At 55.6% G+C, this 12,933-nt stretch carries 11 protein-coding genes; all 11 read left to right on the top strand.

Going from position 1 to position 12,933, the window contains the following annotated elements:
* Position 1 precedes the first annotated feature (1 nt).
* Positions 2 to 1,276 (top strand): NADH-quinone oxidoreductase subunit NuoF, encoded by a 1,275-nt coding sequence (gene nuoF, locus CCY01nite_RS22355; protein WP_146866414.1) that lies wholly within the window; start codon positions 2 to 4, stop codon positions 1,274 to 1,276.
* Complete coding sequence (gene nuoG / locus CCY01nite_RS22360) at positions 1,257 to 3,977, top strand: NADH-quinone oxidoreductase subunit NuoG (RefSeq protein WP_146866416.1); 2,721 nt, start codon at positions 1,257 to 1,259, stop codon at positions 3,975 to 3,977. The genes nuoF and nuoG overlap by 20 nt, the downstream gene beginning before the upstream one ends.
* An 11-nt stretch (positions 3,978 to 3,988) precedes the next feature.
* A complete protein-coding gene (nuoH, locus tag CCY01nite_RS22365) occupies positions 3,989 to 4,945 on the top strand; it encodes an NADH-quinone oxidoreductase subunit NuoH (protein ID WP_146866418.1) in 957 nt (318 codons plus the stop codon).
* A gap of 5 nt (positions 4,946 to 4,950) precedes the next feature.
* Complete coding sequence (nuoI, locus tag CCY01nite_RS22370; RefSeq protein WP_146866420.1) at positions 4,951 to 5,466, top strand: NADH-quinone oxidoreductase subunit NuoI; 516 nt, start codon at positions 4,951 to 4,953, stop codon at positions 5,464 to 5,466.
* A 10-nt stretch (positions 5,467 to 5,476) separates the two neighbouring features.
* Positions 5,477 to 6,007 carry an NADH-quinone oxidoreductase subunit J gene (gene nuoJ / locus CCY01nite_RS22375; protein ID WP_146866422.1) on the top strand — a complete coding sequence of 177 codons (531 nt, stop codon included), beginning with the start codon at positions 5,477 to 5,479 and terminating at the stop codon, positions 6,005 to 6,007.
* Positions 6,004 to 6,309: an NADH-quinone oxidoreductase subunit NuoK gene (nuoK, locus tag CCY01nite_RS22380; RefSeq protein WP_146866424.1), complete on the top strand. Its 306-nt coding sequence runs from the start codon at positions 6,004 to 6,006 to the stop codon at positions 6,307 to 6,309. The genes nuoJ and nuoK overlap by 4 nt, the downstream gene beginning before the upstream one ends.
* A 15-nt stretch (positions 6,310 to 6,324) precedes the next feature.
* Positions 6,325 to 8,181, top strand: a complete 1,857-nt coding sequence (gene nuoL / locus CCY01nite_RS22385; RefSeq protein ID WP_146866426.1) for an NADH-quinone oxidoreductase subunit L — start codon at positions 6,325 to 6,327, stop codon at positions 8,179 to 8,181.
* A 17-nt stretch (positions 8,182 to 8,198) separates the two neighbouring features.
* Positions 8,199 to 9,698, top strand: coding sequence for an NADH-quinone oxidoreductase subunit M (nuoM, locus tag CCY01nite_RS22390; RefSeq protein ID WP_146866428.1), 1,500 nt, complete (start codon positions 8,199 to 8,201; stop codon positions 9,696 to 9,698).
* A gap of 6 nt (positions 9,699 to 9,704) precedes the next feature.
* The gene (locus tag CCY01nite_RS22395) at positions 9,705 to 11,144 is read left to right on the top strand and encodes an NADH-quinone oxidoreductase subunit N (protein WP_146866430.1); all 1,440 of its coding nucleotides are present in this window, start codon (positions 9,705 to 9,707) and stop codon (positions 11,142 to 11,144) included.
* A 123-nt stretch (positions 11,145 to 11,267) separates the two neighbouring features.
* The gene (locus tag CCY01nite_RS22400; RefSeq protein WP_146866432.1) at positions 11,268 to 11,963 is read left to right on the top strand and encodes a ferritin-like domain-containing protein; all 696 of its coding nucleotides are present in this window, start codon (positions 11,268 to 11,270) and stop codon (positions 11,961 to 11,963) included.
* 15 nt (positions 11,964 to 11,978) lie between these two features.
* Entirely contained in the window at positions 11,979 to 12,821 is an 843-nt protein-coding gene (locus CCY01nite_RS22405; protein ID WP_146866434.1) for a ferritin-like domain-containing protein, read from the top strand.
* The last annotated feature ends 112 nt before the right edge of the window (positions 12,822 to 12,933 follow it).

Here is a 12,933-nt window from a genome sequence, read left to right on the forward strand (position 1 = left end):
CATGGAACGTCCGCTGACACAACATATCACCTTCCCTCCATTGGGGCTGCGCCAGTACGAAGCCGTCGGCGGATACCAGGCCGCGCGCAAAGCCATCCGGCATATGACGCCGCCGGAAGTGACCGCGCTCGTGAAGGAATCCAACCTCAAAGGCAGAGGCGGCGCGGGTTTCAGCACCGGAATGAAATGGAGTTTTGTGCCGATGGACGTAAGCGGCCCCAAATACCTCGTGGCGAATGCGGACGAAATGGAGCCCGGCACGTTCAAAGACCGCTGGCTGCTGGAAGGCAACCCGCATCAGCTGATAGAAGGGATGATCGTATCGGCGTTCGCGATACAGGCCACGGAATCTTTCGTATTCCTGCGGTGGGCGTACAAAGCAGCCGCTGAAGAAATTCGCAAGGCCATCCAGGAAGCATATGATGCCGGGTACCTCGGCAAGAACATACTGGGAAGTGATTACTCGCTCGACATGCATTTGCACACCGGCGTGGGCCGGTACATGTGCGGAGAGGAAACCGCACTGCTCAATTCACTGGAAGGGAAACGCGCCACGCCCCGCGCCAAGCCACCGTTCCCGCAGGTGAGCGGCCTCTTCGGCAAACCCACCATCGTCAACAACGTGGAAACGCTTTCCTACATCCCGCATATCGTGAACAAAGGCGCCGCCTGGTTCCAGTCATTAAGCCATACCGCGGACGGGGGTACGAAAATTTACGGCGTAAGCGGAAAGGTGAACAAGCCCGGCGCCTGGGAACTGCCCATGGGCGTAACCATGCGCGAGCTGATAGAAGAGCATGCGGGCGGGATGAAGAACGGCTACCGCTTTCGCGGCGTGTTGCCCGGAGGTGCGTCCACAGACTTTTTGGTAGAAGAGCACATGGACGTAAAAATGGATTTTGCCGGTGTAGCCGCTGCCGGCAGCAGGCTCGGCACCGGTACAATGGTGGTGCTGGACGATCAGACCTGTCCCGTTGGGTTCGTGCACAACCTCGAGCATTTCTTTGCGCAGGAATCCTGCGGTTTCTGCACGCCCTGCCGCGAAGGTCTGCCGTGGACGGAGAAGCTGCTCTGGGCCATAGAACAGGGGCAGGGCAGGGAAGAAGACCTGGCTTTGCTGGCATCGCATGCCACGCTGCTGGGGCCCGGTAACACCTTCTGCGCGCTGGCGCCCGGCGCCATGGAGCCGCTGCAAAGCGCCCTGAAGTATTTCCGGGATGATTTTGAAAGACACATCAAAGAACAAAAATGTCCTTATGGCGACCATATACATTGACAACAAAGCCTACACGGTAAAGGACGGCAGGAACCTCCTGGAAGTCTGCCTGCAACTGGGCATCAACCTGCCCTATTTCTGCTGGCATCCCTCGCTGGGCTCCGTGGGAGCCTGCCGGCAATGCGCCATCAAAGTATTCAAGGATGAAGACGATAAAAAAGGCAGGATCATGATGAGCTGCATGGAGCCCGTGCGTGACAATGTGCGTATATCCGTAGACGATAGTGAGGCGGCGGCATTCAGGGAACACGTCATCGGCTGGCTGATGACCAATCATCCCCATGACTGCGCGGTGTGTGATGAAGGCGGTTCCTGTCACCTGCAGGACATGACGGTGATGACCGGCCACAGCTACCGTGATTACCGTTTTACGAAACGCACCTACCGCAACCAGGACCTCGGCCCCTTCCTCAACCACGAAATGAACCGCTGCATACAATGCTACCGCTGTGTGCGCTTCTATAAAGATTATGCCGGCGGCAAGGACCTCGATGTATTTGCCGCGCACAATCATGTTTACTTTGGCAGGCAGCAGCCCGGCCGGCTGGAAAACGAGTTCAGCGGCAACCTCGCGGAAGTTTGTCCCACCGGCGTATTCACCGACAAAACACTCAAATCGCACTATACCCGCAAGTGGGACATGACCTATGCCCCCTCCGTATGCCAGGGCTGTTCCCTGGGCTGTAACACGGTTGCCGGCGAGCGCTATGGCTCCATCCGGCAGATCACCAGCCGCTATAACGGCGAGGTGAACGGATATTTTCTCTGCGACAGGGGCCGCTACGGGTATGAATTTGTCAACAGCCCGCAGCGTATCCATCAACCCGCCATCCGCCCGCATCATAACGGTACACCGTCCAGCGACTGGATCGTGGCGCAGGCGGCGGACAAGCTGCGCAATGGAAAAGCCATCGGCATCGGTTCCCCGCGCGCGAGCCTCGAATCGAACTTCGCATTGCGCCAGCTGGTAGGCGCCGATCATTTTTATATCGGCATGTCTGACATGGAACACGATCACACCGCATTGGCGCTGAAGATACTGCGGGACGGCCCGGTGCGCACGCCTTCGCTGCATGAAGTGGAGAAAGCGGACATGGTACTCATCCTCGGGGAAGACCTCACCAATACCGCGCCGATGCTGGCCCTGGCGGTACGGCAGGCTGTGCGGCAGGAGCCGATGCAGGATGCTATTCAGACGGTACACATCGCCGAATGGCAGGATGCCGCGGTGCGGGAAGCCATGCAGGACAAAAAAGGCCCACTTTTCATCCTTCATACTTTTCCCACCAAGCTCGATGAGCTGGCGGCAAGAACGCAGCGCGGCGCGCCGGATAACCTCGCACGTATAGCCTTTGCCGTGAGCCATGCACTGGGCGCCGAAATACCGGCCGTCAACGGTCTGAACGATGAGGAACGGGAACTGGTAAAGGAGATCGTGCAGGCGCTGGAAGCAGCCGAACGCCCGCTGGTCATCAGCGGCTATGGCAGTGGCAACGACGCTTATATGAAAGCAGCCGCCAACATCACATGGGCGCTGCACAAAAAAGGCAAACAACCGATGTTGAGCCTCACCGTGCCCGAATGCAACAGCCTGGGGCTTGAAATGCTGGGCGGTCATCGCCTGGATTCCGCGCTGGACGTGCTGCGGCATGGAGATGCCGATACGCTCGTCATTCTCGAAAATGATCTTTACCGCCGCGCGGATAAACATATTGTGGATGAAATGTTCCGCCTTGCGAAGGAAGTGATCGTTGTAGATCACCTCTACAATCCCACCGCGGAACGCGCCACCTTGATATTACCCGCCGGCACCTTCGCGGAAGCGGACGGCACCATCGTGAACAACGAAGGCCGCGCCCAGCGCTACTACCAGGTGTACGTGCCGAAAGACCAGGTACAGGAAAGCTGGCGCTGGTTCCTGCAGATCGCGGAGAAAGCGGGCATCCCCCGGCTGAACGGCCTGCAAAACCTCGACGATATCGTGTGGGCGATGACGGTAGCCGTGCCCGCACTGGAAAGTATACAGGAGCTCGCGCCCGCGGCGGACTTTCGCATGGCCGGCCAGAAGATACCACGGGAACCGCACCGCTACAGCGGGCGCACGGCCATGCTGGCTAACGAGAACGTCAGCGAGCCAAAGCCGCCGGAAGATGTGGACACCCCGTTGTCCTTTACCATGGAAGGTTTCCGCGGGGAACCGCCTGCGCCGCTGATCCCGTTCTTCTGGTCGCCCGGATGGAATTCCGTGCAGTCGGTCAACAAGTTTCAATCAGAAATAGGCGGTGCGCTGCATGGTGGCGATCCCGGCAAACGTCTACTCGAAGCCCATGTAAACGGACGCATTCCTTTCTTTACGGAAGCGCCGGAACCTTTCGTGCCGATGCCGGGGCACGTGCATCTCATGCCCATTTATCACATCTTCGGATCGGATGAGCTGAGCATGCATACCAGCGGTATCGCCGGTGGCGCGCCGGAGCCGTTCGTGATCTATCTCAACCCGGAAGACCTCCATCAATGGGGCGCTTCACCGGGCACATGGGTAAATTTTGAAGTGGACGATCATCCATATACGATGGCGGTGGAAGCCAACAACTGGCTGCCCCGCGGCATCGCCGCGCTGAATGCCGGCATACGCGGCGCGGAAGTGGTGGATATGCCGCAGTGTATCCGCTTCAGCAACGTCAGAACAGAAACGATTTAAATCATTGGCTTATGCAACAGGCAGTAAATTATTGGTGGATCATCGGCGGCGTGTTGTTCGTGCTGCTCAATACCGCGGCCGGCCTGATATGGCTGGAACGCAGGATGCTGGCCTTGTGGCAGGACCGCTACGGACCTAACCGCGCGGGCCCCTTCGGTCTGTTCATCGTGCTGGCGGACACTATCAAGCTGTTCTTCAAGGAAGACTGGATACCGCCATTCGCGGACAAGATCGTGTTTGTATTCGCGCCGGCGGTGGTGGTAGCCAGCGTGCTCATGAGCTTTGCCGTGATCCCTTTCGGCCCGAATGTGCTGGTAGCTGATTTCAACATCGGTCTGCTGTTCTTCCTCGCCATGTCGTCGATCGGCGTGTACAGTGTTGTTTTAGGTGGATGGGCCTCCAATAACAAATATTCACTGCTGGGCGCCATGCGCGGCGCTTCGCAGATGATCAGCTACGAAGTGTTCATGGGGCTGGCGCTGATGGGCGTGGTGCTGCTGAGCGGCACCTTCAACCTGCGGGAGATCGTGGAAGCACAGCGCGGCATGTGGTACATCATTCCGCAATTCCTCGGCTTCGTCATCTTCCTGATCGCGGGCGTAGCGGAAACCCACCGGCTGCCGTTTGATATTCCTGAAGCGGAAAGCGAGCTGGTAGCGGGTTTTCACGCGGAATATTCCGGTATGAAGTTCGGTATGTTCTTCATCGGAGAATACCTCGGCATCACCCTCGTTTCTTCCATGATCGTAACGCTGTATTTCGGCGGTTGGCTGGGACCGGCTTTCCTGCCGGGCGTGGTCTGGTTCATCCTGAAAACATTCGTGTTCATCAGCCTCTTCATCCTGCTAAGGGCCAGCATGCCCCGGCCGCGCTATGATCAGCTGATGGAATACGGCTGGAAAGTGCTGTTCCCCTTATCGTTATTAAACCTGCTGGCAACAGCAGCCATTATACTCATTTTAAAATAATTGCGATGTTTAGTCTGATAAGAAGCATGTGGCTGGTATTCCTGCATATGTTCCACAAGCGGGAAACTTACCAGTACCCTGAAGAGAAAGCCCCTCTGCCGGCCCGCTGGCGCGGACGCATCGCGCTGACCCGTGACCCGGACGGCGGGGAACGTTGCGTAGGATGTTACCTCTGCGCCGCCGCCTGCCCGGTTGACTGCATCTCGCTGCAGGCCGCGGAAGCCCCGGACGGCAGAAGGTATCCCTCATTCTTCCGCATCAACTTTTCCCGCTGCATCTTTTGCGGCTTTTGCGAAGAAGCCTGTCCCACCTACGCCATCCAGCTATTGCCCGATTTCGAAATGGCGGAATACAACCGTCAAAATCTTGTATATGAAAAGGAAGATCTGACGATCAACAGCCAGGGCAAATACCCCGGTTATAACTATTACAAGGTCGCCGGTATGACCATCAGCGGGAAAGACAAAGGTGAAGCCGCGAAGGAAGAACCGCCGGTAGACATTAAAAGCCTGTTACCATAAAACACCGGACATGGGACCTGCATTTTTCATAGCCGCCGCAATAGCCGTGTTTTCCACGCTGATGGTGATCACCCGGTATAACATCATGCACGCATTGTTATACCTGGTCGTTTCGTTCTTGAGCATTGCCGTGATATTCTATTTGTACGGAGCGCCTTTTATGGCGGCCTTGGAGGTGATCGTATATGCAGGCGCCATCATGGTGCTGATCATATTTTTTGTGATGATGCTGAACCTCGGCCCGCAAACGGCCAGTGAAGAGCGGCTGTGGCTGACGCCACGCATATGGATAGGGCCGTCGTTATTGTGCGTGGTGCTGCTGGTGGAGCTGGGATATCTCATCCTGCTGCCTTCCGAGCCGGTGGACGAGATCGTGACGGTAGACCCGAAAGCCGTTGGCCTCAGCCTTTTCGGCCCATATGTACTGGCCGTGGAACTGGCCGGTATGCTGCTGATGGCGGGCATTGTGGGAGCTTATCACCTCGGCAGGCAAAAGAAAAAGATCACCCATCGTTTCCTTGAAAAAACAGCAGAAGAATGATATCCGCTACTACAGCAGGGCTTATCCTTGCAGGTATTTTATTTACGCTCGGACTGATCAGCATCCTCATCCGCCGTAACATCATTTTCATGCTGATCTCCGTGGAGATCATGCTGAATGCGGCCGGACTGGCCTTTATCGTGGCAGAATCAAGATGGGGGCAGCCGGAGGGGCAGGTCATGTTCATGTTCATTCTGGCGATGGCGGCGGCGGAAGTGTCGGTAGGACTGGCGCTGATCCTGCAATTATATCATCAGTTAAAAACACTGGACAGTGATGAAGCCAGCATCATGCGCGGATAACTAAATACGGACCTTATGCAATGGATCTATCTCATCCCGGCATTGCCCTTCCTGGGCGCATTGATACTGATCCTGTTCTCCCGGAGGATCGGTAAGGCAGGCGTATCCGTCATCGGCTGCGGCAGTGTGGGCATTGCCGCGCTCATCACGCTTATGGCGGGATATCAGCTGACGGCGCAGGGGCTGGACCAGTTCACCCTGCCGTTGTGGAACTGGTTGTCCATCGGAAATTTTAACATCGGCATTACCCTGCACCTGGACGCATTGTCACTGGCCTTTACGTTTGTGATCACGTTCGTGGGATTTCTTATCCATGTGTATTCCACCGGCTATATGTCGGATGACCCTGATTTCGCGCGTTTCTTCGCCTGCATGAACCTGTTTGTGGGCGCCATGCTGATGCTGGTGCTGGCCGATAACCTGCTGTTATTGTATTTCGGATGGGAAGGCGTGGGGCTGTGCAGTTACCTGCTGATCGGCTTCTGGTATAAAGATCCCGCCAACGGCGCCGCCGCGCGCAAGGCGTTCATCGTTACTCGTGTAGGCGATACCGCTATGGCCATTGCGCTGTTCCTGCTGGTGCAGCATACGCAAACACTGCAACTTTCCGCTATCCTGGAAAAAGCGCCGGCGCTGTGGGCTAGCGGCGATCCCACCGTTGTGCTGATCGCGTTCCTGCTCATTGGCGGCGCTGTGGGCAAGTCCGCGCAACTGCCGCTGCAAACCTGGTTGCCGGACGCGATGGCCGGTCCAACGCCCGTGAGCGCGCTGATACATGCCGCCACCATGGTAACGGCAGGCGTGTACCTCATTGCACGGACGAACGTGCTGTTCACATTATCTCCCGCCGCGCAGGCCACGGTGGGGATCATCGGGGCGGTAACCCTGCTGCTGGCAGGATGCAGTGCGCTGGTGCAAACAGATATCAAAAGAGTGCTGGCTTATTCCACCATCAGCCAGATCGGGTATATGTTCCTGGCATTGGGCGTGGGCGCCTGGTCTGCCGCCATTTTTCATTTTATCACGCATGCGTTCTTTAAAGCCCTGTTGTTCATGGGTGCGGGCGCTATCATTGTAGCGTTGCATCATGAGCAGGATATGTTTAAAATGGGCGGTCTGCGAAAGTCTTTGCCCGGCGTGTTCTGGGTGTTCCTCATTGGCTCGGCGTCGCTTGCGGCCATTCCTTTCATTACCGCCGGTTTTTACAGCAAGGACCAGATCGTGTGGCTGGCGTGGACATCCCCGCTCGGAAGCCCCTGGTACTGGATCGCAGCGGTCACCGGCGCATTCATTACCGCGATGTACACCTTCCGCATGGTGTTCCTCGTATTTTACGGAGATGTCAAAACAAAAGTGCATCACCATCCCGGCAATAATATGATGGTGCCGCTGTACATACTTGCGGTGTTATCCACTATAGCCGGGTTTATAGAGCTGCCGCATACTTTGGGGCATGTTACCTTGCTCAGCGATTTCCTGGCGCCTGTACTGCCCGCGGTGGAATCGCACGGCTCCGTGGCGATGGAATGGGCATCGCAGGGCGCGGCGGCGGCGTTGTCTTTCCTCGGCATATACATCATCTGGAAGTTCCTGCATGTTCCTTTTGCAGATGGCCTGAAGCAGTTCTGGAAGGACGGATGGGGCTTTGATACAGCATACGACTGGCTGTTTGTAAGGCCGTTCGTGCAGCTGTCGCGCATCAACAGGAAAGATGTGGTCGACCGGATTTATACCGGCATCGCGTATATAACGAAAGGCTTTCACCGGATGATGTCCGCCACGCAAAGCGGTCTTCTCCGCTGGTATGTGATGGGGATTGTGATGGGCGCCGTGGTGATCCTGTCTGTGATCATCTGGCGCGAATTTGTATAACCATAAACCGGTAACGCATGATCCTTTTATTATTCATCCTCATTCCGATGGCAGGCGCGTTACTCGCCTGGATAGCGGCGGCATGGAACCAGGCTTTGCCGCGCTGGATCGCGTTGCTGGCAATGACAGCGGACCTGGTGCTGGCGGCGGGGCTCTGGTGGCAGACGGAAAGCGCCACGGGCCCATGGCTTTCCACCTTTCACCGGGACTGGATGCCGCGCTTCGGGATCAGCTTTTCGCTGGCGCTGGATGGCCTCAGCCTGCTGATGCTCATGCTCACGTTCTTTCTCGGAGCTTTGTCCGTACTGGTTTCATGGAACGAGATCAAAGAAAGGGTAGGGTTCTTCCATTTCAACCTGCTGTTCGTGCTCGCCGGCATCACCGGCGTTTTCCTCACAATGGACCTGTTCCTGTTCTATTTCTTCTGGGAAGTGATGCTCATACCGATGTACTTTCTCATCGGCATCTGGGGGCATGAGAACCGGATGTACGCGGCGTTCAAGTTCTTCATCTTCACCCAGGCCGGCGGCCTGCTGATGCTGCTGGCAATCCTGGGATTGTATTTTGTGCATGCACATAACACCAATGAATACACGTTCTCTTACTTTGCGCTGCTGAACACACCGATGGAGCAAACCACCGGCCGCTGGCTGATGCTGGGTTTCCTGACGGCTTTCATCGTTAAGCTGCCCGCATTTCCGCTCCATACCTGGCTGCCGGACGCGCATACGGAGGCGCCCACAGCGGGTTCCGTTGTGCTGGCGGGGTTGCTGCTGAAAACAGGGGCATATGGTATCCTGCGTTTTGTGCTGCCGTTGTTCCCGGAGGCATCGCAGGCTTTTGCGCCATGGATCATGCTGCTCGGCGCGGTGGGTATTCTGTACGGCGGCAAGCTGGCGTTTGCGCAGACGGACCTGAAGCGGCTGGTGGCGTACACGAGTGTGAGCCACATGGGGTTTGTGCTGCTGGGGGCGTTTGCGTTTTCCGAAATGGCGTACCAGGGCGTGGTGATGCAGATGATCACGCACGGCATCAGCACCGGCGCATTGTTTATGATCGCGGGGGTGTTGTATGAGCGGTTGCATACGCGCGAGCTGGAAAAGATGGGCGGGCTGTGGCCGGCGTTGCCGGGACTGGGTGTGGTGTCTATGGTGTTCGTGATGGCGTCGCTGGGGTTGCCGGGGCTGGGGAATTTCATTGCGGAGTTCCTGGTGCTGGCGGGAAGCTGGCAATCGCAGCCCTGGATCACGGTAGCCGCCACGATCGGGCTCGTCATCGCCACGATCTATTCCCTGCGCATCATGCAAAAAGTATTCTTTGGCGTGTCGTGGCGTGAATACAAGCTGCCGGACCTTTCTTTCCGGGAAGGTCTGATGCTGATGCCATTGATAGCCGTCATCATCTGGCTGGGCGTTTATCCCCAGCCCGTGATCCGCACGGTGAAACCTTCCATTCCCACGGTAGTGCTGGCGCCGCAGGCGCCTTACACGGACGTGGCCATTCATCCAACTAAATAATAGTGTATGTCAACATCCGGTCTTTTAAGCATACTGCCCTTACTGATCATCAGCGGATCTGCCGTGATCGCGATGTTGCTGGTGGCCATCAAAAGAAATCACCGCGTGATGCATGCCTTTACCGTGCTCGCTTTTCTGCTGGCCTTTTTATCCCTGTTCATACAGCCGTATGAAGTGCCTTATATGATCGCGCCGCTCTTTGTGGTGGACGCCTTTGCATTGTTCAACACGGGACTGATACTGGTGGCCGGCCTGAGCGTGCTGTTCCTTTCCTTCAGCTATTTTGAGCAACGCGAGGAACGCAAGGAGGAATATTATATCCTGCTGCTGCTGGCAACGGTAGGAGGGCTGGTGCTGGTGATCAGCCAGCATTTCATTTCGCTGTTCCTCGGCCTGGAAACCATGAGCATCAGCCTGTACGGGCTGATCGCCTACCTCCGCAAACGCGAACGTTCTGATGAGGCAGGCATCAAATATCTGCTGCTGGCTGCTTTATCGTCCGCGTTCCTGCTTTTCGGGATGGCGCTGGTATATGCGCATACCGGAAGGATGGACTTTTCCGGCGTGGGCGCTTCCCTGCAAGCTGCACACGAAGTGCCGGCCAGTGTAGTGGCAGGTTTCGGGTTGATGCTGATCGGGGTAGGTTTTAAGCTGGGCATTGTTCCGTTTCATATGTGGACGCCGGATATTTATGAAGGTTCCCCTTTGCCGGTGGCCGCCTATGTTGCAACAGTGTCCAAAGGCAGCATGCTGGTGCTCCTGATGCGTTTTTACCGGGACATTAACGGATATGAATACACGATACTCTGGTGGGTATTTGCCATCATTGCCATGGCGAGCATGTTTGTGGGTAACTGGCTGGCGTTGCTGCAGCAGAACGTCAAAAGATTGCTGGCCTATTCTTCCATTGCGCATATGGGTTACATCCTCATTGCTTTCCTGGCGGGGCTGCACGCCGGGCAGGAAGCGGTGATATTTTACCTGGTGGCGTATGTGATCACGAGCATCGGTGCGTTCGGGGTGCTGGCCATGCTGTCTGATAAAGTACGTGATGCTGAATTGCTGGAAGACTTTTCCGGCCTGTTCTGGCGGCAGCCTTGGCTGGCGGCTATTTTCACGGGCATGCTGTTGTCGCTTGCCGGTATTCCGCTGACAGCGGGCTTTATCGGCAAGTTCTATATCGTGGCGGCAGGTGTGGACGCCGGGCTGTGGCTTTTATTGGTGCTATTGATCGTTAATAGCGTGATCGGTCTTTTTTACTATATCCGCGTTATCGCCGTAATGTTCCAGCCATTGCGTGATGAGCAGGTACAGGCGAAGCGGGCCTCTCTTCCTTTCTTCGGCATCTTTGCTTTGTCCGCATTGATGGTCCTTTTGCTCTGGTTAGGCATCTTCCCCTCCGGATTGATCGCGGTGATCCGTAACATGATGTTGACTATGAGCTGATAGTTAAACAACTGTAGCAAATTTTTTTGGGGTTAGTGAAAACCAAGCATGTTCGCTTTGTCGTAGATGAAGGTGAACGCTTATTTATTCCACTTCTTTAAACCCGTATTAAATCCATAACATATGGCACATGAATTAATTGTTCCAAAGGAGCAAGGTGACAATGCTATGCTTTCTCCGAAAGGGATGCAGCGCAGAAAGTTCCTTACCCTGTTTGCCGGTACTGCCGCTGTGGCCGCGATTGCCGGCTGTTCAAAAGACGATAGCGGCGATGGTGGCATTTATCTCGGCAAAGACGACATCGGTATCCTGAACTATGCGTATGCGCTGGAACAGCTGGAAGCGGCGTTCTATACGCAGGTGGCCATGTCTTTTTACAGCGGTGTTACAGCGAACGAGCAGGCATTGCTGACGGATATCCGGGATCATGAGATCGCACACCGCGAGTTCTTCAAAAAAGCATTGGGTACAAATGCCATCCCCGCACTGGAAGTTAATTTTTCATCCATCAACTTCAGCAGCCGGGACAGTGTGCTTGGCACTGCCAAAGTGTTTGAGGACCTGGGTGTAAGCGCTTACAATGGCGCGGGCATGCTTATTAAAGATCCGCAATACCTGCTGCTCGCGGGCAAGATCGTTTCTGTGGAAGCGCGCCATGCCGCGCTGGTACGGGATCTTATCAACAATGGTTCTTTTGCGGACAATACAGTGGTAGACATGAACGGCCTCGACAAATCGAATCCGCCTTCCGTTGTGCTGTCTGCCGCAGCCGGCTTCCTGAAATCGAAACTGAATGCCAGCGGCCTTCCTACTTCATAATTAAAAACTGTCACCATGAATATCCATCATATCATTACCGAACTGGAAAAGGTTGATCCTGAAGTATACGATCGTCTTGATTCAAGACGCGCCGTGATGAAGAGTTTTGCGAAGTTCAGCGGAAAACTTGCGCTGGCGGCTGTTCCGCTAGCACTGGGCGGCATGTTCAAAAAAGCATACGGACAATCTACCGGCACCATCCTGGACGTACTGCAGTTCGCATTGACGCTCGAACATCTTGAAGCGGAGTTTTACAAGAAAGCAGCTGCCGCGCCCAACCTTGTTCCCGCAGGGCCTCCGGCGGGTGCAATCGCGACCATCCGTGATCATGAGGTGGCGCATGTGAAATTATTGCAGGACACGATCACTGCTTTGCAGGGAACACCCGGTCCCATGCCGGTATTCGATTTCTCCGCAGGCAATGGCAGCAACAATGGGCCGTTCAAAAACGTGTTCACAGATTATGATCTGTTCCTGGCCGTGGCCCAGACTTTTGAAGATACCGGCGTGAGGGCTTACAAAGGGCAGGCCGGGAATCTGATCTCCAACAACGATGTGCTGACGGCAGCGCTCAATATTCATTCGGTGGAAGCACGGCATGCGTCGCACATCCGCAGCATGCGCAGGGCGCGTACCAATAACTCCGCTATCAAACCGTGGATCACCGGCAAGGATACCGGCGGCATCGGCGCCGCGGTGCAGGCCAGCTATGACGGCGAAGAACTGACCAAACAGGCGAATATTGAGATCGTGGGGATCAATGGTACCAATATCAGTGCGAATGCGGCATCAGAGAGTTTTGATGAACCCCTGACCAAAGACCAGGTACTGGCTATTGTAGACCCGTTCATTGCATAGCTTTCCATCACAAGGGTTTGTCGGGGTGTCGCGAGGCGCCCTGACAAACATCATTCACGTAATATTTGCAGGCTTTTTGCAGAATCTTGCGGTTTTTGGCCTATTTTGCGCT

It is taken from the genome of Chitinophaga cymbidii, assembly GCF_007992715.1.
In the GTDB taxonomy this organism is placed as follows: Bacteria; Bacteroidota; Bacteroidia; order Chitinophagales; family Chitinophagaceae; genus Chitinophaga; species Chitinophaga cymbidii.

Excerpts from the sequence above, each read along its gene's own strand:
- nuoF (WP_146866414.1), top strand. The coding sequence starts at position 2 with ATGGAACGTCCGCTGACACAACATATCACCTTCCCTCCATTGGGGCTG.
- nuoG (WP_146866416.1), top strand. The coding sequence starts at position 1,257 with ATGGCGACCATATACATTGACAACAAAGCCTACACGGTAAAGGACGGC.
- nuoH (WP_146866418.1), top strand. The coding sequence starts at position 3,989 with ATGCAACAGGCAGTAAATTATTGGTGGATCATCGGCGGCGTGTTGTTC.
- nuoI (WP_146866420.1), top strand. The coding sequence starts at position 4,951 with ATGTTTAGTCTGATAAGAAGCATGTGGCTGGTATTCCTGCATATGTTC.
- nuoJ (WP_146866422.1), top strand. The coding sequence starts at position 5,477 with ATGGGACCTGCATTTTTCATAGCCGCCGCAATAGCCGTGTTTTCCACG.
- nuoK (WP_146866424.1), top strand. The coding sequence starts at position 6,004 with ATGATATCCGCTACTACAGCAGGGCTTATCCTTGCAGGTATTTTATTT.
- nuoL (WP_146866426.1), top strand. The coding sequence starts at position 6,325 with ATGCAATGGATCTATCTCATCCCGGCATTGCCCTTCCTGGGCGCATTG.
- nuoM (WP_146866428.1), top strand. The coding sequence starts at position 8,199 with ATGATCCTTTTATTATTCATCCTCATTCCGATGGCAGGCGCGTTACTC.
- CCY01nite_RS22395 (WP_146866430.1), top strand. The coding sequence starts at position 9,705 with ATGTCAACATCCGGTCTTTTAAGCATACTGCCCTTACTGATCATCAGC.
- CCY01nite_RS22400 (WP_146866432.1), top strand. The coding sequence starts at position 11,268 with ATGGCACATGAATTAATTGTTCCAAAGGAGCAAGGTGACAATGCTATG.
- CCY01nite_RS22405 (WP_146866434.1), top strand. The coding sequence starts at position 11,979 with ATGAATATCCATCATATCATTACCGAACTGGAAAAGGTTGATCCTGAA.